Source organism: Dyella flagellata (assembly GCF_030160275.1).
GTDB classification, from domain to species: Bacteria; Pseudomonadota; Gammaproteobacteria; order Xanthomonadales; family Rhodanobacteraceae; genus Dyella_B; species Dyella_B flagellata.
In genome coordinates this window covers 127,895-152,099 of record NZ_BSOA01000034.1, presented here as the reverse complement: position 1 = coordinate 152,099, position 24,205 = coordinate 127,895, and the positions used below count along the sequence as shown (strand labels likewise).

Annotated in this window: 23 protein-coding genes and 2 tRNA genes; 11 read left to right on the top strand and 14 right to left on the bottom strand. The window is 60.4% G+C overall.

Annotation, left to right across the window (positions count from 1 at the left end; all coding sequences use genetic code 11):
• Genes QQJ96_RS15020 through pilV form a run of 4 tightly spaced genes read right to left on the bottom strand, consistent with a single transcriptional unit; the run spans nucleotide 1 to nucleotide 4,692 of the window.
• Nucleotides 1-2,157: a pilus assembly protein gene (locus QQJ96_RS15020; protein WP_284332824.1), complete on the bottom strand. Its 2,157-nt coding sequence runs from the start codon at nucleotides 2,155-2,157 to the stop codon at nucleotides 1-3.
• Between the two features lie 40 nt (nucleotides 2,158-2,197).
• A complete protein-coding gene (locus tag QQJ96_RS15015; RefSeq protein ID WP_284332823.1) occupies nucleotides 2,198-2,818 on the bottom strand; it encodes a pilus assembly PilX family protein in 621 nt (206 codons plus the stop codon).
• 15 nt (nucleotides 2,819-2,833) lie between these two features.
• On the bottom strand, nucleotides 2,834-4,183 hold the full coding sequence (locus tag QQJ96_RS15010) for a PilW family protein (RefSeq protein WP_284332822.1): 1,350 nt from the start codon (nucleotides 4,181-4,183) through the stop codon (nucleotides 2,834-2,836).
• Nucleotides 4,180-4,692 (bottom strand): type IV pilus modification protein PilV, encoded by a 513-nt coding sequence (gene pilV / locus QQJ96_RS15005; protein WP_284332821.1) that lies wholly within the window; start codon nucleotides 4,690-4,692, stop codon nucleotides 4,180-4,182. Before pilV ends, QQJ96_RS15010 begins: the two co-directional genes overlap by 4 nt.
• A gap of 148 nt (nucleotides 4,693-4,840) precedes the next feature.
• Here pilV and QQJ96_RS15000 point away from each other — a divergent pair.
• Nucleotides 4,841-4,916 (top strand) — tRNA-Thr (locus QQJ96_RS15000).
• A gap of 170 nt (nucleotides 4,917-5,086) precedes the next feature.
• Here the strand turns inward: QQJ96_RS15000 and QQJ96_RS14995 are convergent.
• The 3 genes from QQJ96_RS14995 to QQJ96_RS14985 form a co-directional block, all read right to left on the bottom strand.
• Nucleotides 5,087-5,482: a type II toxin-antitoxin system VapC family toxin gene (locus QQJ96_RS14995; RefSeq protein ID WP_284332820.1), complete on the bottom strand. Its 396-nt coding sequence runs from the start codon at nucleotides 5,480-5,482 to the stop codon at nucleotides 5,087-5,089.
• On the bottom strand, nucleotides 5,479-5,745 hold the full coding sequence (locus QQJ96_RS14990; RefSeq protein ID WP_284332819.1) for an AbrB/MazE/SpoVT family DNA-binding domain-containing protein: 267 nt from the start codon (nucleotides 5,743-5,745) through the stop codon (nucleotides 5,479-5,481). The genes QQJ96_RS14995 and QQJ96_RS14990 overlap by 4 nt, the downstream gene beginning before the upstream one ends.
• 518 nt (nucleotides 5,746-6,263) lie before the next feature.
• The gene (locus QQJ96_RS14985) at nucleotides 6,264-6,575 is read right to left on the bottom strand and encodes a hypothetical protein (protein WP_284332818.1); all 312 of its coding nucleotides are present in this window, start codon (nucleotides 6,573-6,575) and stop codon (nucleotides 6,264-6,266) included.
• Nucleotides 6,576-6,874: 299 nt separating this feature from the next.
• Between QQJ96_RS14985 and QQJ96_RS14980 the strand changes: the two genes are divergently transcribed.
• Nucleotides 6,875-7,015, top strand: coding sequence for a hypothetical protein (locus tag QQJ96_RS14980; RefSeq protein ID WP_284332817.1), 141 nt, complete (start codon nucleotides 6,875-6,877; stop codon nucleotides 7,013-7,015).
• Nucleotides 7,016-7,071: 56 nt separating this feature from the next.
• On the opposite strand, the gene QQJ96_RS14975 is transcribed toward QQJ96_RS14980, so the two are convergent.
• The 3 genes from QQJ96_RS14975 to QQJ96_RS14965 form a co-directional block, all read right to left on the bottom strand.
• Nucleotides 7,072-8,043: a DMT family transporter gene (locus tag QQJ96_RS14975; protein ID WP_284332816.1), complete on the bottom strand. Its 972-nt coding sequence runs from the start codon at nucleotides 8,041-8,043 to the stop codon at nucleotides 7,072-7,074.
• A gap of 47 nt (nucleotides 8,044-8,090) precedes the next feature.
• Nucleotides 8,091-8,915: an AraC family transcriptional regulator gene (locus QQJ96_RS14970; RefSeq protein ID WP_284332815.1), complete on the bottom strand. Its 825-nt coding sequence runs from the start codon at nucleotides 8,913-8,915 to the stop codon at nucleotides 8,091-8,093.
• A 170-nt stretch (nucleotides 8,916-9,085) separates the two neighbouring features.
• Nucleotides 9,086-9,502, bottom strand: a complete 417-nt coding sequence (locus tag QQJ96_RS14965) for a hypothetical protein (protein WP_284332814.1) — start codon at nucleotides 9,500-9,502, stop codon at nucleotides 9,086-9,088.
• 309 nt (nucleotides 9,503-9,811) lie between these two features.
• On the opposite strand from QQJ96_RS14965, the gene QQJ96_RS14960 reads away from it, so the two are divergent.
• On the top strand, nucleotides 9,812-10,387 hold the full coding sequence (locus tag QQJ96_RS14960) for a glycine zipper 2TM domain-containing protein (protein WP_284332813.1): 576 nt from the start codon (nucleotides 9,812-9,814) through the stop codon (nucleotides 10,385-10,387).
• Between the two features lie 219 nt (nucleotides 10,388-10,606).
• Here QQJ96_RS14960 and QQJ96_RS14955 read toward each other — a convergent pair whose 3' ends face one another.
• Nucleotides 10,607-10,945, bottom strand: a complete 339-nt coding sequence (locus QQJ96_RS14955; RefSeq protein WP_284332812.1) for a hypothetical protein — start codon at nucleotides 10,943-10,945, stop codon at nucleotides 10,607-10,609.
• 321 nt (nucleotides 10,946-11,266) lie between these two features.
• Here QQJ96_RS14955 and QQJ96_RS14950 point away from each other — a divergent pair, with 321 nt between their 5' ends.
• Nucleotides 11,267-11,920: a hypothetical protein gene (locus tag QQJ96_RS14950; protein WP_284332811.1), complete on the top strand. Its 654-nt coding sequence runs from the start codon at nucleotides 11,267-11,269 to the stop codon at nucleotides 11,918-11,920.
• A gap of 17 nt (nucleotides 11,921-11,937) precedes the next feature.
• Here QQJ96_RS14950 and QQJ96_RS14945 read toward each other — a convergent pair.
• Nucleotides 11,938-12,014 (bottom strand) — tRNA-Arg (locus QQJ96_RS14945).
• Nucleotides 12,015-12,186: 172 nt separating this feature from the next.
• On the opposite strand from QQJ96_RS14945, the gene amaB reads away from it, so the two are divergent.
• From amaB to poxB, 7 genes are all read left to right on the top strand, one after another.
• Nucleotides 12,187-13,722, top strand: a complete 1,536-nt coding sequence (gene amaB, locus QQJ96_RS14940; protein ID WP_284332810.1) for an L-piperidine-6-carboxylate dehydrogenase — start codon at nucleotides 12,187-12,189, stop codon at nucleotides 13,720-13,722.
• Nucleotides 13,723-13,810: 88 nt separating this feature from the next.
• Nucleotides 13,811-14,587, top strand: a complete 777-nt coding sequence (locus QQJ96_RS14935; protein WP_284332809.1) for an SDR family NAD(P)-dependent oxidoreductase — start codon at nucleotides 13,811-13,813, stop codon at nucleotides 14,585-14,587.
• Nucleotides 14,588-14,609: 22 nt separating this feature from the next.
• Nucleotides 14,610-15,377 (top strand): class I SAM-dependent methyltransferase, encoded by a 768-nt coding sequence (locus QQJ96_RS14930; RefSeq protein WP_284332904.1) that lies wholly within the window; start codon nucleotides 14,610-14,612, stop codon nucleotides 15,375-15,377.
• Nucleotides 15,377-16,414 (top strand): quinone-dependent dihydroorotate dehydrogenase, encoded by a 1,038-nt coding sequence (locus tag QQJ96_RS14925; protein WP_284332808.1) that lies wholly within the window; start codon nucleotides 15,377-15,379, stop codon nucleotides 16,412-16,414. The genes QQJ96_RS14930 and QQJ96_RS14925 overlap by 1 nt, the downstream gene beginning before the upstream one ends.
• A gap of 10 nt (nucleotides 16,415-16,424) precedes the next feature.
• Nucleotides 16,425-17,453 (top strand): UDP-N-acetylmuramate dehydrogenase, encoded by a 1,029-nt coding sequence (gene murB / locus QQJ96_RS14920; RefSeq protein ID WP_284332903.1) that lies wholly within the window; start codon nucleotides 16,425-16,427, stop codon nucleotides 17,451-17,453.
• Between the two features lie 1,230 nt (nucleotides 17,454-18,683).
• A complete protein-coding gene (gene dld, locus QQJ96_RS14915; protein WP_284332902.1) occupies nucleotides 18,684-20,414 on the top strand; it encodes a D-lactate dehydrogenase in 1,731 nt (576 codons plus the stop codon).
• A gap of 36 nt (nucleotides 20,415-20,450) precedes the next feature.
• A complete protein-coding gene (poxB, locus tag QQJ96_RS14910; RefSeq protein ID WP_284332807.1) occupies nucleotides 20,451-22,181 on the top strand; it encodes a ubiquinone-dependent pyruvate dehydrogenase in 1,731 nt (576 codons plus the stop codon).
• Nucleotides 22,182-22,190: 9 nt separating this feature from the next.
• On the opposite strand, the gene murJ is transcribed toward poxB, so the two are convergent.
• Together murJ and QQJ96_RS14900 are read right to left on the bottom strand one after the other, a co-directional pair.
• Nucleotides 22,191-23,771 (bottom strand): murein biosynthesis integral membrane protein MurJ, encoded by a 1,581-nt coding sequence (murJ, locus tag QQJ96_RS14905; RefSeq protein ID WP_284332806.1) that lies wholly within the window; start codon nucleotides 23,769-23,771, stop codon nucleotides 22,191-22,193.
• 124 nt (nucleotides 23,772-23,895) lie between these two features.
• Complete coding sequence (locus tag QQJ96_RS14900; protein ID WP_284332805.1) at nucleotides 23,896-24,204, bottom strand: hypothetical protein; 309 nt, start codon at nucleotides 24,202-24,204, stop codon at nucleotides 23,896-23,898.
• Nucleotide 24,205: the final 1 nt, after the last annotated feature.

The window sequence follows — 24,205 nt, the reverse complement described above, 5'->3', positions numbered from 1 at the left end:
TCAGCTATCAGGCGTAAGCAATGACCAGGAGCGGCGACGCCATAGCGGGGCATCGAGGGACAACGGCAAATCCAGTCCGCCCTTGCCAGCTTTCAAGTTCATGCCGGGCATGATCAACTTGCCACCGCCCGGAAGCATTGCCATCGGCAGCATGCCGCTAGCCGGCGGGTGCTCGATCTGGGCGCCGACGTACGAGCCATTGGCGAAATTCACGATCGCGCGCGCACCGCCCGTGGCCGCATCGATGGCCATGATCGCAGCTGAGGGTGTGTCACCGTCGGGTATCAAACTGCTCACCAGCACGGTATTGGTATTGAACAGTGCCGTGGGCGTGCTAACTACGCGTTCACCCGCAACTACATCCAGGTCGATACGCCAGCCGCCAGCCCGCATCGGCACCGGATTGGACGTGAGCGTGCGCAATGTTGCGCTGCTGCCGGAAACGGCATCGGTAACCGTTTCTTCGCTCAAGGTTTGTGGCTGAAGATTGTCACGGGCGGCGGTAAGCGGCTGGCCCTTGCCATCGACCCGATCGCGTATGCCATAGATCGACTGGGTGGTGGCATCGCGCTTATCGCCACTGCCCAGGTACTTGCCTGTTCCGAATACAACGATGAAGCGGTTCGTCGCCGGGTCCGGAAAAAGGCGTGGCATCACGGTGATGGCTTGCGCTCCCTGCGTAGCCGGGCGATAGGCCAGCGCTACGCTCCAATGGGCGGGATTGGGTGAGGACAAATCGAAGCGCCACAGGTTGCCGGCCAAGTCACCGGCAAAGGCGATGTCATCGACTTGATCGTTGTCGTAATCGCCCAGCACGGGCGTGGCCAGTCCATAGCTGAAGACACCCTCCTTGGCGGGTGTCTTCAGCTCCGCTATCACCACGCCGGTTTGGGCATCCAGCACGAACAGCGCGCTATAGCTTGGCGGTGTCCCGGATGCCTCTACGCATTGCGCGGGCCGGTCCGGTTTGCCGCAATCGGCAAAATAGCCGCCAGGAACCAGCACCGCCCAGCGGCCATTCGCCAACCGCGCGATGGCGGGCTGGCCATAGGTATAGCCAAGGTCCGCCGGAGCATAGATGGCGCCTGTCTGCGCCATACCGGGCGGTGCGTCTGCATCGAACTCCCACAACACGGTACGCTCGGGATGGGCCTCGCTGGCTGATTCGGGCTTGGTGATATCCAGCGCATACGCGCCACGACCACCCAAACCCAGGCCACCCACCAACAGGCTATGCCATTCGCGCTGGCCATGCTGGCTGAAAAATACATCACGTGTGACGGGCGTTGCGTCCACCGTCGGCTGGAACCGGAAATCACGGGCATGCGTAAGATTGCCGAGCTTGCCGTACGCCGCGCGTGGCACGTAAGCCCAGCGCTCCTTGCCTGCTTCTTGTGCCACTGCATAGGTGCTGCATTGACCTTGCGCATCCTTCGCCGTGCAGGTGGGCACTGGCGCTTGAAACGCGTGCAACATGCCATCATTGGCAGCGACGTAAAGCATCGGCATGCGTTTGGCGTTGGCCGACACGAAGGTGGCATAGCCTTGCACCATGAATTCGTTTTCCGGTGCTGGAACGGAAGTGCCGCCGATCTTCGTAGGCCAGCTGCTGGCGTACCTGCCCGATGGGGGGCCCACATACACGGCCTGCGAATGAATGATGGCGCCCAGCACGCTGCTGCGCGGGCGCAAGCAGCCTTCCCGCTCCAGCGTACGAACACCTCGCAAGTAGGCCACGCGCGCCTGGCGTGTATCGGCGCCAAGCCCAGGCTGCGGCAGCATCAGCCTTTCCGTCTGGTAGTCATCGAAAATCGACTCGGGTTCGAACGCTATGCCGACGATCTCTCCGGTTTCCCTGCGACTGGCGGTCAATATCGTGCGGCTGGCCGGCGGGGTAGCCCGTGGATCGGTGAGCATCGCGGCGGCATCCCACACCACGCCGGTTGCCGCACCGTCCGCATTCAAGCTGACGGCCTTCAGCCGGCCGGACCAATCATCCGGGTCGTAACCGCCCAGGAAAGCAAGCGTTCCCGCCGTCAGCACGTTGCCGTCCAACGCGAGCGTGGCCAGCGACGACGCTCGCGAGCGATCCAACGGCAGCGGGCTAAGCTCCACAGTACCGGGCAGACTAGGCTCGGATGCCTGCGCGATGGACATCGACATCACCAAAGCACACGCCAGCCATGTGCTGAGAAATTCAGGGCAGGAGCGGCGCATTGAACGTACTCTGCACCACACTCAAGGTCTTGGCGCTGCCGCCAGTCGCGCGTGCCGTGATGCGATAGATATGAATATCGAGCTGCCCGCCATGGCCTGGGCCAGTGTTGCCGGACTCGTGCGAGCCGCCGACGCCCGGCGGATGCTCGGCACCGAGGTCTTCGATGATGTAGACGGGATTTTTCGCTAGTGCCGCGGTAGGCTGCCCGGCGTTGCTGACGTAACCGTGGTGGTCCGGCCCCAGATAGGCGACGCCAATATCGGGTAGCCAACCCGGTAAAAACTGGAATCGAGCGACCACGCCGCCGGGCGCATAAGCAAAGGCATCGGGATTATAGATCAGGCAACCGTCATCGGCCGGGATGCTGCTTCGTTCGCAATGCAGATGCGTGCCAACCTGCCCAGCCATCGACCAGAGTTTGTATTCCACTCCTCGCAACGCTGTTTCCGCGCTCATTCTTGCTTGCTGCGCGTTGCGCAGGCCGCCGGCCATGCGCTCCTGCAGCAATGAATGGCGTGAGGCGTCAATGGCGAGCATGCTCAGCACTAGCAGAAAAATGAGCGCCACCAACAAGGCAAAGCCGGCTTGACTCCCTCTCATTCTCGCAACCTCGCTTCAGGGATTGGCATTGCGCACGGCGACCACCGCCGTAAACTCACGCCGCAGCACGGGCAACGGAAAACCTTGCTGCACCGGCGTTACTTTTCGTCCCTTCGCCATCGGCGATGCGGGCGTAGCTATCTCGTCCCAGGCGTAGCTGTAGGCCAATTCATCCGGGGTAAGCGAGTACAGCGGGTTTTGTCCCGACAGCAGCAGGCCGATTTCGATCAGGCTGACCGATCGCCACAGGCAACCACGATCGTTGCCGCCAGCAATCGATAGAGGTAACGCCGGGCAATCATTGCGCGTGCTCTGATCCACCTGCTCGGCGGTGTAATAGCGAACCCTTCCATCCAGTGCTTGTACGCCATATTTGAAATCCAGCCGTTCCACACCACGTGCGATTTCCTCGCCGGTGCCGCCCAAGGCCTTGTTCCCTCCATTGACTCGCCGCACCAGGGCGCCCGTGGCGTGCCGCATGCCATCCCCGTTGTCCACCACTTTCAAATAGTAGGTGACGGTTTGCAGGTCGCGACTGAGGCTGAACAACCTTGGTGCAGCCATGTTCTGAAACGCATGCGGCTGCACGAAGTTGTTGCTGCTGGAAACAAGCTGGCTGCTGCCCATCCCCCTCACCGCAAAGATCTGCGCACTGGAGCAATCGGCCAGCATCACCAGCGGAGCATCTTTCCTCACCTCGCTCACCTTCGGTTCGCCGCGCAACGGATGCAATCGCACGGTCATCGAGCCGTCCGCGTTTTTCTGCAGCGTGCTGCCCTGCTCGCTGTCTTCCGGCGTGATCGTCCAGCCGCTCGCAGGCTTCAGATAGCGCACCGTAAGTACCGAGGCACCGATCACGCGACTGTCGATACCCTTACCCATTGCGGGAATATTGAAGCCATCGGGATTGCGCTTGCTGCTCGGATCCACCGGTACGCAGCGGCTGGTGGTGCAGTCGTAGCCACGCATCGCCAGGAAGGAAGGCAGTGAATAGGGTTCGCGCGGGGTAACGGGATACGCGCTGTCCCACGAGGTGGTCACATCGCTCAGGGCTCGCATGAGCAAATCGGGATCGCGCGCATAAACCGTAGGCGCGCGCAGTCCGTCCAGATAAACACCCGTAGCGCTTTGCTGCGCGGAACCACCCGTGCCGGCGCAGTACTGGGCGCCGGCCATGGCCAGATCATTCCTGATCTGCGTGATCGCAAAGCGCCCTTCTTCCTGCAGCAGCGCAAGCTGTTCCTGCGCCTGGCGAGTGCTCGAAGCAGAAGTGAACACTGACACGACGCCCAGGCTCACCACGAGGCCGAGTGCCATCGCTACCATCAGCTCCACCAGGGAGAGTCCGTGGCATCGCCGGATCATGGCTGGAACTCCCAGGCGAAAGTCTGTGGCGAAGCTTGGGCGTCCCGTGAATCGCGCTCGGTCCAGCTGATGGTCATCGAGCAATTGCCGCCATAGGGCGGTCGCAGCTGGATTTGATCGTGAGCGGGGGCATGGGCTAGGCCGCTGTGCTCGCAATGGATGTTGGCCTTGGCACTTGGCGGCAGAAAGGTCGCGAGCTGGCCATTCCATCGCTGCCGATCATGCAGCGCCAGCTGCACTGGCGTGCACCCGGCAGCGCAATCCTGCCTGCTGCCGTCCGGATAGCTGCCGTTGTAGTCACCACTCCACACGCCGATGGGATTGGCCCGCATGCTCTCAGCCATGTTCTGCGCCAGGAAGGTCACCTGCGTGCGCAAGTACGCCGCCTGGTCGGCGCGCGCGGCCATCGCCATCAAGACCGCCACCCCGATCAGCCCAAGGCAGGACACCAGCATGGCGACCAAGACCTCGACCAGCGTGATGCCTCGCGGATTCCCTGGCGGCAGCACCGGCATTCCCTCGCGGTTGGACCTGACGGTACTGTCGCCCCACGACCCACCCCAGGGCAGTCAGGCATCGCCGCAAACTGGAGTCCGATTCCCACTTGTTCGGCAGAGCTTGCAGGCCGCGAACTACCCCCTTAAACTAGGCGGCTCCGCCGGAATAGCTCAGTTGGTAGAGCGGCGCATTCGTAATGCGTAGGTCGTAGGTTCGATTCCTATTTCCGGCACCATCTTTTTTAATTAAAACAGCGCATTACACCTCGCAGTGTGATGCGCTGTTTTGCTTTGGATGGCAGGATTTCGCAATCGTGTCGCGGCAAACTTATGCCACGTTGCTCCATGCCTTTTCTTGCCATGCTCAGATGTGCAATCCACGATGCACAGGCTGGCGTATAAGTTCTTAAAGCAATCGTGCTGATTGACCTTGCGCTGTGAGCAAGGCGACTGCCTTTTGATCGAACGAGACGAAGGTGTCGGCGCCAAGCCATTGCCCCTCAAAAGCGATCACTCCGTCAGCAAAATCACCGCCAGCTTCCTGGATGGACAGGCCTGCTTCCACGGCGGGCCTGTTGAGTACGATGTTTCGCGTATCCATTAATTGACGAATGGCAGCAGCGGTATCAGCCCGTGATACGTCATAACTGCGTAGGAGCACCCATACCAGCTCACAAAGCGCATGCAGGCTTACCGCGACGCTGTCGGCGCTTTCCATCACCGCCATTGCCGCGCGGCATTGCTTGACGTCATCCCCGACGATGATGCGCAACAGGACGTTGGTATCGGCGATGATTTTCACGCTTTACCCTTCCCCGCTGATGCACCTGCTTCGGCAATCGCCGCATCGATGTCTTCGATGCTCAGCACTTTGCCGTTGGTCTTGCCTTTCAGAAATCCGGCCAAATCGCGGAACGCCCTGGTTTGCTTGGCCGCCTTCAATTCAGCCCGGCCATCGGGCAGCAAGTCCAGCTCGATCCTTTCGCCTGGCTTGATACCAAGATGTTGCAGTACATCCTTCCGAAAGGTGACTTGTCCCCGTGCCGTAACGGTCAGTGTGGTCATGGCGATGCCCTCAGATTGCGACTCAGGCACAAATGTAATGCAAATATGCATTACTTTCAAGTGTGGTTCGAATGAGAACGAACACATGGCCAGCCTCCGGACGCGCTCAACGGCGCGCCTTGACGGTGGTCAGCGGCGCCGGCGTGAAGTCCAGTCGCAGTTCTTGTATCTCGGCTTAGAACCGCAAGTATCGGCGTGGCGCGCTGTTTTTGCTTTGGATGACACCCTACTCGCCATGGCGTACCGAAGCGGCCGCGACTAGCTCGCTGGCTTGCAGGACATGGCCAGTCCATCAGAGCGCACGGTCGCAAGCGTCGCTATACCCAACCGCAACTCCACTCTCGAACTCGACTCGCCATAAAGTCATTACATGAGCTTGCAGCGATCAAGCAATGTCATGGACTGCAACACTGGACAATTTTCTTTGGAAGCGCAGGCCCTTAGGCTCATGATGGCGTCGACCTGGATCTACGCAAGCAGTGCTGCATAGTGCACCTGGCTGATCCGCCACGTTGCACTCAATCCCCCACGTAACCTTCTTCGGCTTGATTGATCTTGTTGTAAAGATCTTGCAGATAGGCGAAATCCGCGGAGAACAGGTCCTCGATCACTTTGGTAGTGACCATCTCCAGCGAACCAAGCTTCGTCACGACACGGGACAACACGATAATTGACAGATAGGCCGGATTGGCCTGCACTCGATAATCTTTCAGCGGAATGATCTCGTCACCGGCGGTGGCCTGGCGCATCACACCGTGCCGGTGCAAGTTTCCGTCGCCATCGCGATAGCCGATCGGCAGGGTGAAATCGAATTCTGTAGATGTGCCCACAATGCCCCCTGATAGCTTGCGAACTACTTTACTTAATCAAACGACCTGCGAAAGAGCCTTGTCTCCAAGACTCTCATAAAGCCGAGCCAGACGCTTCATCTCAACGCCCTCCTGGCGACCCTACTGCGCATGGGCTATAAGGACAGCGATATTACAGTCCATCGCCTCCACGTTACCTTAAGTATCCCTCCAACGATTTGCCGATACCAGAACGCAACGTGGTGGAACTCAAGTAAAGCGGTTACGGAACATTTGATTTAGACGTCAACCACCCAGTATCCATCAGGCGGCATGTCAGAATGAAGATCACCATCAGGAAGGTATTGAATCGGGTTGGCAAGGCCTTGATGTTCGTGCTGATTGCTGCCGGTGTGCTGCTTCTGCTTGCCGAACGTTTCCAGGAAAACTCGTTCGTGAATTTCATACGTTCGTTGATGTAATGCAGGTTCGAGAGCGGGCCGCCATAGCCGTATTTCCTGTCCAGGAAGAATCGATACTAGAACCGCTCCGCTTCCACGCAATCCACCGGCACCGGCTTCACCCGCGCAGCCCACGCCACACCCGCGACCAGCAAGACCACGCCAAGCATGGTCTGCGCGCCCGGCAACTTGCCCCGCAATACAAATGCATAACTCAAGGCCGCCAGGGTTTCGAACACGATCAGCTGCCCGGCAATCGCAGTAGGCAAACGTTGGCTCGCTTCGTTCCAGCAGGTGGTTCCCAGCCAGGAAGCAAACAGGCCGATCGCCGCCATCAGGGTGATGAAAACGACGGGGCGCGGGCCGAGCGGCATGGGAAACGCACTGCCGCTGGCATGCATGCCCAGCCACAACAGCACATAGCCCGTTAGCGCCAATGGCAACGTGGCAACACCTTGAGCAGTAGCCCAGGTGCGCGGATTGCGCCCCGGATGGTGACGCAGCCAGTCGGCATTGCGCAGCGGGTACCAGGTCCAGCAAGCCATCGAGACCAGTGCCAGCAAGGCACCGGTGGCATAGCGCAGCAGATCGGCATGATCCTGGGCACGCATCGCTGCCAACTCGGCTTGATTGACGCAGGCAATGCCCGCCGTAATCAGCAACAAGGATGGCGCCAGGCGCGCCCACGGCAAATGGCCATCACGGCGGGCATTGCGCAGGTTGGCGGCGATCGCGATCACCACCGGCAGCGTGCCGATGATCATGGTGGGCAATGGCGCGCCCGCGCGTTGGATCGCAGCCGCCAGGCAGACGTAATAAAGCAAATTACCGACTGCTGCGAGCTTCAACGCCTCTAGCCAATCGGCGCGACTGAGCTGGCGCAGCGCGGCGCGGTCCAGCCATGCCAGCGGCAAAGCGATCAGGCCAAAGGCAAGATAACGGCCCACCGATTGCAGCGCAGCCGGGTATTCGGGCACCAGCAGCGGGCCGACGAAAACCAGGCCCCACATCAGGCCGGCCACCAACGCGTAAAGGGTTCCTGTCCACATGACGCAAAGTATCGGTGCAACGCCCGCAGCCGTCTTGTACGAGATTGCTATCGCTGCAGCGCTCGCTGGTAGCGCGCCGGGGTAGTGCCATAGCGGCGCACGAAGCTGCGGGTCAGGTGGGCCTGGTCGGTCAAGCCGCTGGCAACCGCGACTTGGGCCGGCGCCTCGCCGGCGGCGAGCATGCGCTTGGCCATGGAGAGACGAAAGGCCATCAGCATCTGCTGCGGGGTGGCGTGATGACAGGCCTGGAACTGACGCAGGAAGTGGAACGGGCTGAGCCCCGCTACGGCGGCAAGCTCATCCAAAGTGACGCGCTCGGACAAATGGGCTCGCAGGTATTCGATCACCCGCGCAAAGCGTGAAGGCGTTTCGGAGCGTGCCGCGTGCGGTATCCGTGCATGGCGGCGGAATTCGCCCAACAGTTGAAACAGCAGGCTGTCGAACGCAAGCGGTTCGCGGGCCTGCCAAAGCGCATCGAGCAAGGCCGTGATACGACGTGCTCCTGGCGCATCCGCATGCACCGCATCGCCAAACCACCAGCCGGGCTCGCCCGTAACCTCCGCCACCGCGGTCGGCTCGATATAGATCATGCGATAGCGCCAGCCGCCATCGGTTTCAGCGCTACCGGTGTGCAGCTCTTCCGGATTCATCAGCACTAACGAATCGGGTGGCGCCAGATGTTGGGCGCCCCGATAGCGGAAGCGCTCCACCCCCGATTCGATCGCCCCCAAGCCGTATCCCTCATGCACATGCGGCTCGAATGCATGCCGCACGATGTGCGCGCGGTACAGCTCGATGCCGGGGCGGTGCGCCGGGCAGCGGAATTGGGCGATATCCGCTGGGTTATCGAAGGAATGGGGGACGCCTTGCATGCCTCGATAATGGCACAGGAAACGACCCTCTTCCCTGCCTGCCGGTCCGGAAGATCATGGGCCCGGCCCGAAGTGACTGTCCTATGGCCATTGCTTTGGAAGTCATAACAAAAGAAGCCCGGCTTGCACCGGGCTTCTTGCGCTATCGGCACGATCGCTTTGGTTATCGATCATTGCTCATCTTCGCCACCGTAGTAGCGCGTGGTGTAGACCACCGTACGAGTGGTAACGACCGGCGCGGTTTCATAAACCACCGGTGCGCTCCGGTACACCACCGGTGCCGGTGCGTAGTAAACCGGCGGCGGAGGCGGCGCAACGGCGCTACCCACCAGGCCGGCCACGGCGCCCGCTACGACAGCGCCGGCGATCCAGCGGCCACCACTCCAATAACCTCCGCGATGATGCCAGTCATCATGGTCGTGCCAGCCGCGGTCATGCCAGCCGCCCCGATCCCAATCGCCATGGCGACCCCAACCATCGTGACCCCAGCCATCATGATCATGTGCCGACGCGGCCAGGGGCGCAGCCATTACGGCCGCAACGGCCAAACCCATCAACATACGACTGACTGCTACACGCTTGCTCATGACGCACCTCCGTTGGTGTCGGCCCAGATGCTCAGCTTGCGGCGCTTAATAAGCACTGAAGGTTTTCTTTTCTCTTCTGCGACACGGTTCCAACTGTAGACTTGCGTCACACGGCATCATGGGCGGTGGCTGCATTCGTGTGCACCCTGTCACACGCTCTCCTGGAACGACGGGTGGCAACAACAGGGTGTTTAGCGATTAGTAACGCATTGTGTGGGCGCCGTTCAGGCTTGTCGCCATTCAATGAGCACCATGGAATGCAGGGGTGAACGTGATGTTAGATTTAGCGACCGATCGGGGGATTCAAATATGAGCAAGTTCGTAGTCAAAACTCTTTGCGCGGCGGTCACGGCAGCGGCTCTCGCCGGCCTGGCTGGCTGCGGCCATCAGGCCAGTGCGGATCCCGCCCTGGAAGCGCAGCAGCAACAGCAAGCCGCCGGTCCGCAGTACGCGCAGGTGGTCAGCGTGACGCCGGTGCGCTCCACGGTGAACAACCCCCATCAGGTCTGCCAGGACGTGGTGGTGAATCACACCACGCCGCCCAGCGACCAGCACAACATCGCCGGCACGGCGATCGGCGCGGTTGCCGGCGGCCTGCTGGGCCACATGGTAGGCCACGGCAAGGGCAACACCCTAGCCACGGTGGCTGGCGCAGCGGCGGGCGGCTATGCGGGTAACCGCATCGAAAATGCCCACCACCAGAGCCAGGTGACCTCCAGCACCGAGCACGAGTGCAAGACGGTCAACGACACCAGCGACCGCGTCGTCGGTTACGACGTACAGTACGTCTATAACGGCGTGACCCGCACCACGCGCATGGACCACGATCCGGGCAACCGCGTGCAGGTGCAGGAAGGCGTGACGTCGGTATCCGACGCTCGCTAAACCAGGCAACACTGCTGTTTCAAAAGGTGGCGATCTGGCGATCGCCACCTTTTTTCTTGCCCCGGTCTATCGAGGCCACGCGTAGGCTGGGATGACAGTCCCAGCATCCGGAAGCCGCGTGTAAAGCTGGGATTGTCATCCCAGTCTACGCGACCAATTTTCCGGACATAAAAAAACCTCCCGCGAGCACGGGAGGTTGGGTACGGCAAGCGCTTACGCTTAATGCTTCTGCTTGTAGATGCGCTTGCTGTTGTGGTTCTCGGAACGATTGAGGTTGCGCTGTTCCTGCTTGGTCAGATGGCCGTTGTGCTTGGCCTCGTCAACCGATTCGCGGCGGGCGATATTGGCATCGTGCGCTTCGTCGTGGTTGGCCTGGGCCTGCGTCATGGTGCCGTTCTTCAAACCGTTCTGGATGCGATCCTGCTGGTTTTCCAGGCGATTATTCACTTCGTTAACGCGCGGATGGTTGGGTACATCGGTTTGCGCGAGAACGCTGCCGGATGCCATCGCTGCACCGATGACCAGACCGACAATGACGAGCTTCGACTTTGCATTCATGGGTAGTTCCTTGGAATGGATTAGCGGACGTTCTTTGGAATCGACGCCCTGCCGTGGCTGGCAAGACGGCTTGCATACGTCGAATGGGGTCATCTGCTTGAGTGTCGCCGATGGTGTCTCCAATAGCGTCCTGCTCCATCGTGTGCCCCTCACCCTCCGTAAGCGCCAAGAACGACCGGCCATGGCCCGCGTTGACAAGCGCACCAACGAAGGTGGAGTTGGTTCAGCTCGCCATTATGTTGCGTTGCAAAGACGGTTTCGCGTAAGCCTGCTTGCTGTCGCACTATGATCCGGCGTCGAGCCGCTACACGGGGTGCCCTAATGAAGATGGAGCGCAGCAGCGGAACAGATTGGATCGGGCTCGGACTTCGCGCGATCAAAGGGGGCGGCGTGGTGGTCGGCATGGTCGTGGACGAAGGTGTTCCTCGAATCGTGTTGTCGACGTTTATCCCCACCGCCGCAAGCGACGACCGCCTTGCCCTTGAGCCCTATCGCGCCGCATACGAAATGCAGCGCGGTCCGCACGGTGGCGCTTCGGCGCAAGCCGTAGCCGCCGTTGCCGAGGGACATAAACGTCAATGTGCACTCGCGACGAGGGGCCTGGGCGACATCGTTTGCAAGCTGCATAACACCGGCTACCAGCAGATCGTTGCGGCGCTGCTGGTCAATCGCGCCGGCTGGATCATCGACACCCTGGCGTACAGCCTTGCCTGGCCCGAACATGTGCCGATTGCCGAAGGCCTCGCGGTGCGGGATGCCCTTCGCTTCGCGTGCGGCCGACACGCTCTCGAAGTCGCCGAGCTGGACGAAAAGTCCCTGCACGAGCTTGCGTCGAAACAGCTCCGACTGTCGCCCCATGACCTGGATATCCGCCTGAAATCGCTTGGCGCGACAGCCGGCAGGCCTTGGCGAAAGGAGCAAAAGCTAGCCTGCCTCTCGGCCTGGGTCACGCTCACCGCACGGCAGCGATGCTGAGGTAGGCCGGCAAAAACTGGTGCCCCCGACACGATTCGAACGTGCGACCTTCCCCTTAGGAGGGGGACGCTCTATCCAACTGAGCTACGAGGGCGGAAAGGGCCTGCCGCATGGCGGAGATCCGCCTGCGCAGGGGCGAAGTATAGGTGATGGGCCATGGTGGCGAGCAAGCGGCGGGGCTCTCGGCTCGGCCGGCACGAGCCCGCCTGATAGAATAGGGGTTTCCCCATGTCCAGGCGCTCACGCGCCCCGTCCCAGGAGTCCCAATGTCCCACGAAATCCTCAAGGCGCTCGGCCTGACCGGCGAGCAGTCGGGTACGTATCTCGGCAACGGCGAGTGGTCCAAGACCACCAACGCCGGCACGCTGCAGCCGCTGAACCCGGCCACCAACGAGGTGATCGGCACCGTCTACGCCTCCAGCGCCGCCGATTACGACATCATCGTCAAGCGCGCCCAGGAAGCGTTCAAGGCATGGCGCACCACCCCTGCCCCCCGTCGCGGCGAAGCCGTACGCCTGTGCGGTGAAGCACTGCGCAAGCACAAGGATGCACTGGGTTCGCTGGTCGCACTGGAAATGGGCAAGATCAAGCCCGAAGGCGACGGCGAAGTGCAGGAAATGATCGACATCGCCGATTTCGCGGTTGGCCAGAGCCGCATGCTCTATGGCTACACCATGCATTCGGAGCGTCCGGGCCATCGCATGTACGAGCAGTACCAGCCGCTGGGCCTGGTCGGCATCATCAGCGCCTTCAACTTCCCGGTGGCGGTGTGGGCCTGGAATGCGATGCTGGCGGCGATCTGTGGCGATATCTGCATCTGGAAGCCGTCGCCGAAAACGCCGCTGTCGGCCATCGCCACCATGAAGATCTGCAACGAAGCGCTGCAAGAGGGCGGCTTCCCGGATCTGTTCTTCCTGTTCAACGACGCCGGCACCGAACTGTCGCAGGCGTTCGTGGACGATCACCGCGTTCCGCTGATCAGCTTCACCGGCTCCACCAAGGTGGGTCGGATGGTGGGCGAGCACGTGGCCAAGCGCATGGGCCGTTCGCTGCTGGAGCTGGGCGGCAACAACGCTATCATCGTGGACGAAAGCGCAGACCTGAAACTCGCGATTCCGGCGATCGTATTCGGCGCGGTAGGCACTGCCGGCCAGCGCTGCACCACCACGCGCCGCCTGTTCGTGCACGAATCCATCCTCAGCGAAGTGACCGACAAGCTGGTCGCCGCGTACAAGCAGGTGGAAGGCAAGATCGGCGATCCCACGCTCGCCACCACGCTGATGGGTCCGCTCAACAGCAAGGAAGCCGTGAGCGCTTATCTGGCCGCGGTCGAAAAGGCCAAGGCCAGCGGCGGCAAGGTGCTCACCGGTGGCGCGGCTTTGGCCGATCGCAAGGGCAACTTCGTGCTGCCCACCATCATCACCGGCTTGAACAACGCCGATGAAGTGGTGCAAACCGAAACCTTCGCGCCGATTCTCTACGTGATGCCGTTCAAGACGCTGGACCAGGCTATCGACTTGCAGAACAGCGTGCCGCAGGGCCTGTCTTCCTCGATCTTCACGCAGAACCTGAAGGCAGCCGAGCAATACCTGTCGGCGGCGGGTTCGGATTGCGGCATCGCCAACGTCAATATCGGCACCTCGGGTGCGGAAATCGGCGGCGCGTTCGGCGGCGAGAAGGAAACCGGTGGCGGTCGTGAATCGGGTTCGGATGCGTGGAAGGTGTACATGCGCCGCCAGACCAACACCATCAATTATTCGGACGCGTTGCCGCTGGCCCAGGGCATCAAGTTCGATCTGTAAGCTGCTCTCCGTAGCCATGCAGGGCATGCGCTCCCTCCCCTATGTTTCGTAGGGGAGGGTGTTGTCTTCGGCCAACAGGGATTGCGACGTGACTTCATCCCCATCACCCTCCCCGTTCGACTTTCGCGGCTACCGCGTCATCGTCACCGGCGGCAGCAAGGGCATCGGCCGCAGCATGGCATTGGCTTTCGCCGCCTCCGGTGCGTCGATATCGATCTGCGCCCGCGGCCAGGCCGCACTGGATGAAACCGCCAAAGCCATCGCCGCCTACGGTGTGCCCGTCCATGCGCAGTCATGCGATCTGGGCGATGCATCCGCCATCAAGGCCTACATCGACGCTGCCGCGCACGTACTCGGCGGGATCGACGTGTTGATCAACAACGCCAGCGGCTATGGCTTCGAGGACAAGGAAGAGGACTGGGCAGCTGGCTTTCATATCGACATGATGGCGCCCGTGCGTACCTCGCAGGCGGCGTTGCCCTATCTATCCAAGTCTACCCACGCCAGCATTCTGCACCTCAGCTCCATCGCCGCGCTGTATCCGCGCCCCAATACGCCGCCCTATGGAGCGGTAAAGGCGGCGCTGAGCCACTACACCACCTCGCAAGCCTTGGGGCTGGCTGCGCAGCGCATTCGCGTCAACGCCATCGCGCCAGGTTCGATCGAATTCGAAGGTGGCTTGTGGGATCGCTGCAAACATGAAGATCCCGCGCGCTACGCCACCGTACTCTCGAAAATTCCGTTCGGCCGCTACGGCACACCTGACGAAGTCGCGCACGCTGCGTTATTTCTCGCTTCACCGTGGGCCGGCTGGGTGACGGGACAAATCCTGTGCGTCGATGGTGGCCAGCGGCTATCCCCATAAACCAGACAGGGCGATGACGATCATGCAGGATCTCAACAGCACCGAACGCTTCAGCGATCGCGTCGCGGACTACGTCCGTTATCGCCCTACCTACCCTGAAGCCTTGATCGACTGGCTGCGCAAGGCACACGGTGTAGTGCCTGACTGGCGCGTTGCCGACATCGGTGCTGGCACCGGCATTTCCAGCAAGCTGTTTCTCGATGCCGGCCATACCGTCATCGCGGTGGAACCCAATGCCGCCATGCGTACCGCAGCGGCAGAGTGGCTGGGAAGCCACGTCAAGTTCCTGGCCGTGGATGGACGAGCCGACGCCACCAACTTGGATGACGCCAGCATCGATCTCGTTTCCGTGGCGCAGGCCTTCCACTGGTTCGACCCGGAGCGCACCCGACGGGAATGCCATCGCATTCTTCGCCCGGGCGGCCTTGCCGCGATCTACTGGAACACGCGTCGGCTCACTGGCACGCCGTTTCTGGAAGGCTACGAAGCCCTGCTGCATACCTACGGCACCGACTACACCAGCGTAGACGAGCGCTACGCCGATGAGCCGCGCATGCGCGAGTGGTTCGGCGCTGGCTGGCGCGGAGCAGCCAGTTTCGACCATCACCAGCTGCTGGATTTCGAGGGGGTGCGCGGGCGGCTGATGTCTTCCTCCTACGCGCCGCAGGCCGGCCATCCCAAGCACGAGTCCATGATCGTGGCGCTGCGCAAGCTGTTCGATGCCTGCGCAGTGGACAGTCGGGTAAGCTTCGACTATGACACCCAGGTTTATGTTGGTGAGGTTCCCTGATGTATCGATGGTTGCGCCCGCTGCTGTTTAAACTGGACGCCGAAGCGGCGCATGGCCTGACGCTGTATGGCTTGGACGTGGCCTGGCGCAGTGAGCTGATGCGCTTCATTGCAACAGCGCCGGCTGATCTACCGGTGGAAGCATTCGGCATCAGCTTCCCCAACCCGGTCGGCCTGGCTGCAGGTCTGGACAAGAATGCCGACCACCTGGATGCACTGGGCGCGCTCGGCTTCGGCTTCATCGAAGTGGGCACGGTGACGCCACGGCCACAGATCGGCAACGATCGTCCGCGTCTGTTCCGCCTGCCGCAACACGAAGCCATCATCAACCGCATGGGCTTCAACAACGGCGGCGTAGATGCGCTGGCGCGCAACGTACAAGCGTCCAGTTATCGCGGCGTGCTGGGCATCAATATCGGCAAGAACAAGGACACGCCCAACGAAAAGGCGGTCGACGACTACCTGTTCTGCCTGGAGCGTGTTTACGCGCATGCCAGCTACATTACCGTCAACATTTCCTCGCCCAACACGAAAGGCCTGCGCGACCTGCAGGAAGAAGCCACGCTGCGCCGCTTCATCGAAACCTTGCGCGAGGCGCAGGAGCGGCTCGGCTCGCAGCAAGGCAAGCGCAAGCCGATGCTGCTGAAGATCGCGCCCGATCTTTCCGAAGTCGAGCTGGACAGCATCGCCGATGTGTTGCTTGCTGCTGGCGTGGATGGCGTGATCTGCACCAATACCACCATTGACCATGCTGCTGTCGCCGACGATCCGCGCGGCAATGAGGCGGGCGGGCTGTCCGGGAAACCGCTGCGTGAGCGCGCTACCGAGGTGGTACGCGGCATGCGCCAGCGCCTGGGCGATCGCATTGGCATCATCGGCGTGGGTGGCATTCTTGAGGGCGACCATGCCATGGAGAAACTCGATGCCGGCGCCAAGCTGGTACAGATCTATTCCGGTCTCATCTATCGAGGTCCGGAACTGATCACCGAGTGCGTCAACGAGATTCGCCGCCAGCAGGAATACCGCGATGCACGCTGAACGCGTCGATATGGGCGGCTACACGCTTATCGAAAACGCTTCCTTGCTCCACCGCAATACCTTGCGAGTCGATGCACGCGCCAAGCTGCTGGCCGAAGTGCGCGATGCCAGCAAATTGCCGGAACTGCTGGACTTTCCCGCCATTCGTTCCAGCCGTTTGCTGGTGCTGGGAGAAGGCAGCAACCTCCTGCTTGCCGGCGATGTGGATGGCACCGTGCTGGCGATGGAAACCCGCGGCGTGCACGTGGAGCATGACGGCGGCCTCGCCCGTATTGCCGTCGCGGCCGGAGAGCGCTGGGACGACTTCGTGCGCTGGACCCTCGGCCAGGGCTTTGCCGGCCTGGAAAACCTGATTCTCATTCCCGGCACGGTCGGCGCGGCACCGATCCAGAACATCGGCGCCTACGGCACCGAAGTGGCTGAATTCATCGAGAGCGTGGAAGCCTGGGATCGCATCGAGCGACGCGTAGTCACGCTAGACCGTGACGCCTGCGCGTTCGGCTATCGCGATTCACTGTTCAAGCACGAACCGGATCGCTTCATCGTCACCGCCGTGCGCTTCGCCCTGCCCCGTCAGCACGCATTGCGCCTGGACTACGCTGGCATCCGCGAAGAATTGGAACGCATGGGTGTAAGCAATCCGGCGCCATTTCATGTCGCTGAAGCCGTCGTGCATCTGCGCACGCGCAAGCTCCCCGATCCCGCCGTGATCGGCAATGCCGGCAGCTTCTTCAAGAATCCCATCGTGCCAGCCGCCTTGGGTGAGGCCTTGAAACGGGAACACCCCGAACTCGTCGCGTGGCCAGGCAAGGACGGCCGCTGGAAACTCTCCGCCGCGTGGCTGATCGAAACCGCAGGCTTCAAAGGCACGCGTGAAAGCGATGCCGGCATCTCCAACCGCCATGCGCTCGTGCTGGTTAATCATGGCAAGGCCAGCGGCCAAGACCTGTTGGCATTTGCACAGCGAGTGATCGAAGGCGTGCATGCGCGCTTTGGCGTGAGGCTGGAGCCAGAGCCTGTGGTTATCGGTGCAAGCTAACTAGGCCTCATTGCAAACCTCCCCCTCGAATATTCCATCCTTTATGCGTCCCGACCAAAGGCACGTAGCTGGCTGTGCGTGCTTATCGACATATTCGCTTTTCGATATCCGCTACCGACAATCGTATCCATTACAAACTAACGTCAGGTAGCTTTCCTCGCTTACGAAACGTTACCAACGCGAGTACTGAAATGGGACCAAAGATCAACCCAGCAATGCTCGAACTCAAAAATATCCTTCCCAGGTCGTACTGATACCCGACTAGAGCAAAGGAAAAGTACATCATCCATGCAAGAAGAAATGCATAGGAGGACGAGTAGACATAGCAAATAAGTATTATTTTCATTTTCTCACCATCTCGTCCTTGACTGGGCTCAACAATCGCCCTCCGCGGCAGCCGCTGCCGTTCGACCGAGGACTAGATTGAAGAAGCATGGGATGGTTCGCTAGAAGGATTACCCAACGCGCAGTGTAGGACGACACCTACAGCGCGCGACTGCTTGACAGCGAATTACCCTACACAGCACGCCCAAAAAACTCATTCCATGAGCTGTTTGCAAGACCGCGCGAATTAAGAGAATTAAGCCCACTCATCCGGTAGACAACGCTTCCGCTGACGCATGACATCCCGGGCGAACTCCAAGGCCATGTAATAGTCGTCCGTTGACGACACAAAGGCAAAATTCCCCAGTGAATGCCATGCGCAACAGAAATGAGTGACGCATGATGTCGACTCCATTTTTTGAGGACTAGCCTCAATGAATGGGAACAATTCAATCCAACTTCGGCCACCCCGTCTCCCAGGACATCAGGTTGGACAAGCGCTCGAATGTGCACCAGAAGATTTCTCCGCTGCGCAGCGTAAAGAGACGCCGCCTCAGTATGGCCGGCTGCATAGAAAGCTGGCGGCCCGCCGAGGCGATCTTTCGGATCACCTTGTGCACGACTTCGCTGCGCCACGCTTGAAGTACAACGTAGACAATTCGCGTAGAGGTGCGATGCATGGCCTTAATAAGCTCAGTGTGGTCAGCCCTGATCACACGAACGCGCGAGCACAATCTGAGCATCACCTACGCTTGAGTCGCACCGCATAGCTTGGCGAGATTGCTGATCACCCTTCCCCAGCAAATCCGCTTTTCTCCGCAGTTCATTCCAGGAGCAGCCGTGTCCAATCTGATTGAATGCCCAACCATTACGCCAATTCAGCCAAATGCAAATGGAAGTCTTCTCATGGCGGAACTTCGATCGATCGTGGGCCGCCGCCACGTCATCACCCATGATTGGGCCATACGTCGATATCGCACGGGCCTTCGCTTCGGCTTCGGCCGGACACTTACCGTTGTCCGTCCAGCCTCCTTGATCGAGCAATGGCGTGTTCTCAAAGCATGCATCTGCGCCGATGTCATTGTTATACCGCAGGCTTCCAATACCGGCCTCACCGGCGGATCCACGCCAGACGGCAACGATTACGACCGTGACGTCGTCATCGTCAGCATGAGCCGAATGAAAAAGATCTATCTGATCGATGGGGGAAAGCAGGTCGTTTGCCTGCCTGGTGCCACGCTGCATCAGCTGGAAAAGATGCTTCAGCGCATCGGTCGCGAACCCCACTCGGTCATTGGCTCCAGCTGCATCGGCGCCTCCGTGCTCGGAGGTGTGTGCAACAACTCGGGTGGAGCCCTGGTGCGCCGGGGACCTGCTTATACCGAGATGTCCGCTTATGCTCACGTCGACAACAGCGGAAGGCTCCATCTCACCAATCATCTCGGCATCCAGCTGGGCTACACGGCGGAAGACATTCTTTCGCGCCTCGATCAGGGCAACTTCTCCGACCCGGACATCATTGACAGCACATCCGCCGGCTCCGATCACCACTACGCCGAACACGTTCGCCGGGTCGATGAAAACTCCCCCGCCCGCTTCAATGCCGATCCCCGTCGTCTATATGAAGCATCCGGATCGGCCGGCAAAGTCATGGTTTTTGCCGTTCGCCTGGACACTTTTCCCATCGAAAAAAATCCCCTCGTTTTCTACATCGGCACCAATCATCCTCACGAACTCACCGATATTCGCCGACACATCCTGACCCGCTTCGAGCACTTGCCGATTTCGGGCGAGTACCTGCATCGTGATGCCTTTGCCATTGCCCACAAGTACGGCAAGGACACATTCCTGGTCATCCGCCATCTCGGCACAGCATGCCTTCCCATCCTGTTTTCACTGAAAGCCCGCTGCGATGCACTCTTCGACCGAATGCCATTTCTTCGGCCGTATTTGACCGATCGCGTGATGCAAGGCCTGAGCCGCCTATTCCCCGACCATCTTCCACCTCGAATCAAAAGTTTTCATCAAAAACATGATCATCACCTGATACTTAAGGTTTCGGCAGAAAGTGGCGGGGAAACACGGCAATTTCTTAGTGATTATTTTTCCCGTGCCGAAGGCGAATTCTTCGAATGCACGAAAGATGAGGGCGAAAGGGCGTTCCTCCATCGCTTCGCCGCGGCTGGCGCGGCAAATCGCTATCGGGCCATCCATGCTCACGAAGTGGAGGACATTCTTGCGCTGGATATTGCGCTTCGTCGCAATGATCCCAACTGGCTTGAGTCGCTACCACCGGATATGGACAAGTCCATCCTTATCAAGCTGTACTATGGTCACTTCCTTTGCCATGTCTTCCATCAAGACTACATCGTCAAGAAAGGCCATGATTGCACGAAACTCGAGCAACGCATGTGGAAAATGCTGGACCAGCGAGGCGCCGAGTATCCGGCCGAGCACAACGTTGGGCATCGCTACTACGCCAAACGACCGCTACGCGAACATTACATGCACTTGGACCCATGTAACTGCTTCAACCCTGGCATCGGACACACCTCCAAAAACCGGATGTACGCGGAGAAAAAGGCATTACCAACAGATTCCGATGCCGAACTGCTCAAGCGCAGCAGCTCGCTGTAGCCTATGGACAATTTCATTTCGAAAAGGAGTTACGTCATGAATACATCCACTGTCGCCGATGTCTTGGTCGAAACGCTTGCACAAGCTGGAGTAAAACGCGTTCACGGGCTGGTCGGCGATAGCCTCAACGGCATTACCGAATCGCTGCGGCGCCGCCATGACATGCAATGGATTCACTACCGGCATGAGGAGTCGGCGGCCTTCGGCGCCGGTGCAGAATCGCAACTGACCGGCAAGCTGGCCGTTTGTGCCGGCTCATGCGGACCGGGCAATCTGCACTTGATCAACGGTCTGTTTGATGCTCATCGATCGCGTACCCCGGTGCTCGCGATCGCCGCGCAGATTCCTTCTTCGGAAATTGGCAGCGGCTATTTCCAGGAAACGCATCCGCAGAACCTGTTTCGGGAATGCAGCCACTATTGTGAAATGGTAAGCAGCGCTTCGCAGATTCACTATGCCGCGGCCACGGCGATACGTGCTGCGATCGGTCGGCGTGGGGTGGCGGTGCTGGTGATCCCTGGCGACGTAGCGCTCAGCGAAGCCAACGGCCCGGTGGCAGCGAGCGAAGGACTGCTGCCAGTCACACCGAAAGTTGTACCGCCGGATGCACAATTGGACCAGCTCGCCACGTTGCTAGACGGCAGTCGCAAAGTAACGCTGTTTTGCGGACGCGGTTGCGCCGGGGCGCACGATTGGGTCGTTCGCCTTGCCGAAAAGCTCAAGGCACCGGTGGTGCACGCACTGGGTGGCAAGGAACACATCGAATGGGATAACCCCTACGACGTGGGCATGACCGGCCTGATCGGCTTCAGCTCCGGCTACGAAGCGATGATGGGCTGCGACACCTTGCTGTTGCTCGGCACGGACTTTCCGTATCGTCAGTTCTTCCCCGAGGAGGCGAAGATTTGCCAGGTCGACCTGCGCGCGGAAAATCTTGGCCGTCGCTGCCGGCTCGACCTCGGATTGGTCGGTGATATTGGCGCCACCATTGAAACCCTGCTGCCACGCCTGAAGGCTGGCAGCGATGAAAATCATCTGAAGAGCAGCTTGCAGCACTACAAGAAAGCCCGCGAGGGCTTGAACGATCTGGCCACCGGCAAGCCGGGCAGCAAGCTGATCCACCCTCAGTACGTCGCGAAGGTGGTGAGCGACCTGGCCAGCGACGATGCGATATTCACTTGCGACGTCGGCACGCCGACCATCTGGGCGGCGCGTTATTTGAAGATGAATGGCAAGCGTCGTCTACTCGGCTCTTTCGTGCATGGCTCGATGGCGAACGCGATGCCGCAGGCGATCGGCGCGCAGACGGCCTTTCCCAATCGCCAGATCGTGAGCCTGTCCGGCGACGGCGGCTTCTCCATGCTGATGGGCGACATCCTGACACTGGTACAGCATCCATTGCCGGTGAAGATCGTGGTGTTCAACAACGGCACACTCGGCTTCGTCGAGCTGGAGATGAAGGCCGCCGGCTTCCTGCCCACCGGCGTATCGCTGGACAATCCCGATTTCTCCGCATTGGCACGAGCAGCAGGCATCTACGGCGTGCGCGTGGAAGATCCCGGCGATCTGGAAGCAGCTCTGCGAGATGCGTTTGCGCACAACGGCCCGGCGCTGGTCGACGTGGTCACCAACCGGCAAGAATTGTCGCTGCCGCCAAAGATCCAGCTGGAGCAGATGAAGGGTTTCAGCCTGTGGGCTCTGCGCACGGTAATGAATGGCCGCGGTGACGAGCTGATCGAACTGGCACGCAGCAATCTACGCCGCTGAACTCGCTAATCAGCCGTGGCCAAATCGCCGCGTGATCTTTTGCATGATCTCTCTGCCCGTCCTGATATGCAGCAGGAATGTCATCGCGAAATAGGCGATGCCATACGTCGACAATACGAGCGCGGCCGTAAGGATTGGGCCCCAGGCGGGCATGTAGTGTTCGACCAGGTAGGACGCCAACGCCGCAACGCCCGCCGCGAGCCATAACTTGGCCATCATCGACAAGGCGATGCCGGTGGGGCCGAGATTCTGGTTCATCTTCCGGCGCAGCAGATGAAACTCGATCCATCCCGCCACACCGGCCGAAGCGGTCAGGCCTACTGCGCCCCACTGCATGGGAAGCCCCAAAACCTTGGGCATCAGCAAGGCACTTGCCAGTCCCAGCACCACGGTAAAAGCGAGTCTTATCAGCGCAAAGCGCAACGGCGTGCGCGTGTCCAATAGCGCGTAATAGGTAGACGAATACAGGCGGCCAAACGTGGAAGCCAATAAACCGACGCCGGAACCGGCCAGGATCGCCCACACGTAATACGAATCCTTGGCTGTGAACGCACCGGATTGGTACAGCGCTGCCACGATCACGTTGCCCAGTGCAAAGAACGCCATCGCAGATGGCACGATGAAGAAGGCAATGCGTTCCAAGCCGTTGTTGAGGCGTGCGGAAAGCTTTGCCGCGACTTCGGCATCGACGTGATCCCCGGCCATGCGCGAAAGCGTCGGCAGTTCCGATGCGGAAACCGCCATGCCGAACAGGCTTACCGGCAAGAGGTTGATCGATGCCGCGGTCGTCATGCCAGCCACGGCGCCGCTGCCCAGCAGCGTCGAAATAGCCTGGTCGACGAAGGCGCTGATCTGTACTACGCCACGTCCCATGACCACGCCCAGAAAGCTGCCTCCCACCTGCTTCACGTGCAGACTCTTCGTATCCAGACGCAGGCGCAGGTTCGGCACCAGTTTCAGCACCGGCCCCAATTGCACCAGGAACTGCAGCAGGCAACCCAGCACCGTGCCCCACGCCAGGTATACGATCAGGCGGTTCGCTTCCAGGTGGCGAAAGAACAGCATGGTCAGGATCATGGAAAGATTCCAGATCACCGGTGCCGCGTAGGAGAGAAAGAACTTGTGATGGCTGTTGAGTATTCCCAGGCACCACGCCGACCACACCAGGATGCCGGTGCCGGGAAACAGAATGCGCACGATCAGGATGGTGAGTTCGCGCTTTTCACCCGTATAGCCGGGTGCGATCACCCATAGCAGATACGGCGTGGCCAGCACGCCAAGGGCGACGATGATGGCAATGATCAGCGCAAGGACCGCGAAGATCGCGCCAGCCAGGCGGTCGGCCTCCTCCTGTTTGTGCTGCGCGAGCAGGCGCGCGTACACCGGAATGAAGGACGCCGAGAGCACCCCCTCCCCGAACAGGTTCTGCAGGAAGTTCGGCACCCGCAGCGCCGCGCTGAAGATGTCCGCGGCATCGGACAGGCCGAAATAATGCGAGAACACCCGTTGCCGCACCAGGCCGAACAGGCGGCTGCAAAGAATGCCTGCGCCAACCAGCAAAGCGTGGCCACGGCCTGCGTTTTTTGTCATAGGGTTGATGGCCAGTCTGGGCAAACGGCAAGATTAGCATTGCCGCCAGGACGTAGGCTGGGATGACAATCCCAGCACCCCGAAACCTCAATGAAGGCTGGGATTGTCATCCCAGCCTACGCAGCTAGCGTGGCCGCCCCAGCTCATCCACCACCACGTAATGCCGCTCCCCGCGCTGGGGGTCGAAATACACCGCGGTGAGCTGGCCGCTGCCGGGATCGACGAAACGCTCCCCGGTGTCCTTCCACTGCGGGTCCAGGCCGCCGCGCAACAGCGGTTTATAGCGCCAGCGTTCGATCGCCAGCCCCACCACTAGCAGCAAGCCGCCAAAGATGAGCTGCGGCAGCAAGGCCACCATCACCCCGGTCAAGACGGCAACGCCCGCCCCTACCAGCAGCAGGCTACCGACCACGTAAAGCACAATAGGCAACATG

Excerpts from the sequence above, each read along its gene's own strand:
- QQJ96_RS15020 (WP_284332824.1), bottom strand. The coding sequence starts at position 2,157 with ATGTCCATCGCGCAGGCATCCGAGCCTAGTCTGCCCGGTACTGTGGAG.
- QQJ96_RS15015 (WP_284332823.1), bottom strand. The coding sequence starts at position 2,818 with ATGAGAGGGAGTCAAGCCGGCTTTGCCTTGTTGGTGGCGCTCATTTTT.
- QQJ96_RS15010 (WP_284332822.1), bottom strand. The coding sequence starts at position 4,183 with ATGATCCGGCGATGCCACGGACTCTCCCTGGTGGAGCTGATGGTAGCG.
- QQJ96_RS14990 (WP_284332819.1), bottom strand. The coding sequence starts at position 5,745 with ATGACCACACTGACCGTTACGGCACGGGGACAAGTCACCTTTCGGAAG.
- QQJ96_RS14980 (WP_284332817.1), top strand. The coding sequence starts at position 6,875 with ATGAAGATCACCATCAGGAAGGTATTGAATCGGGTTGGCAAGGCCTTG.
- QQJ96_RS14975 (WP_284332816.1), bottom strand. The coding sequence starts at position 8,043 with ATGTGGACAGGAACCCTTTACGCGTTGGTGGCCGGCCTGATGTGGGGC.
- QQJ96_RS14970 (WP_284332815.1), bottom strand. The coding sequence starts at position 8,915 with ATGCAAGGCGTCCCCCATTCCTTCGATAACCCAGCGGATATCGCCCAA.
- QQJ96_RS14965 (WP_284332814.1), bottom strand. The coding sequence starts at position 9,502 with ATGAGCAAGCGTGTAGCAGTCAGTCGTATGTTGATGGGTTTGGCCGTT.
- QQJ96_RS14960 (WP_284332813.1), top strand. The coding sequence starts at position 9,812 with ATGAGCAAGTTCGTAGTCAAAACTCTTTGCGCGGCGGTCACGGCAGCG.
- QQJ96_RS14955 (WP_284332812.1), bottom strand. The coding sequence starts at position 10,945 with ATGAATGCAAAGTCGAAGCTCGTCATTGTCGGTCTGGTCATCGGTGCA.
- QQJ96_RS14950 (WP_284332811.1), top strand. The coding sequence starts at position 11,267 with ATGAAGATGGAGCGCAGCAGCGGAACAGATTGGATCGGGCTCGGACTT.
- amaB (WP_284332810.1), top strand. The coding sequence starts at position 12,187 with ATGTCCCACGAAATCCTCAAGGCGCTCGGCCTGACCGGCGAGCAGTCG.
- QQJ96_RS14930 (WP_284332904.1), top strand. The coding sequence starts at position 14,610 with ATGCAGGATCTCAACAGCACCGAACGCTTCAGCGATCGCGTCGCGGAC.
- QQJ96_RS14925 (WP_284332808.1), top strand. The coding sequence starts at position 15,377 with ATGTATCGATGGTTGCGCCCGCTGCTGTTTAAACTGGACGCCGAAGCG.
- murB (WP_284332903.1), top strand. The coding sequence starts at position 16,425 with ATGGGCGGCTACACGCTTATCGAAAACGCTTCCTTGCTCCACCGCAAT.
- dld (WP_284332902.1), top strand. The coding sequence starts at position 18,684 with ATGGCGGAACTTCGATCGATCGTGGGCCGCCGCCACGTCATCACCCAT.
- poxB (WP_284332807.1), top strand. The coding sequence starts at position 20,451 with ATGAATACATCCACTGTCGCCGATGTCTTGGTCGAAACGCTTGCACAA.
- murJ (WP_284332806.1), bottom strand. The coding sequence starts at position 23,771 with ATGACAAAAAACGCAGGCCGTGGCCACGCTTTGCTGGTTGGCGCAGGC.
- QQJ96_RS14900 (WP_284332805.1), bottom strand. The coding sequence starts at position 24,204 with ATGTTGCCTATTGTGCTTTACGTGGTCGGTAGCCTGCTGCTGGTAGGG.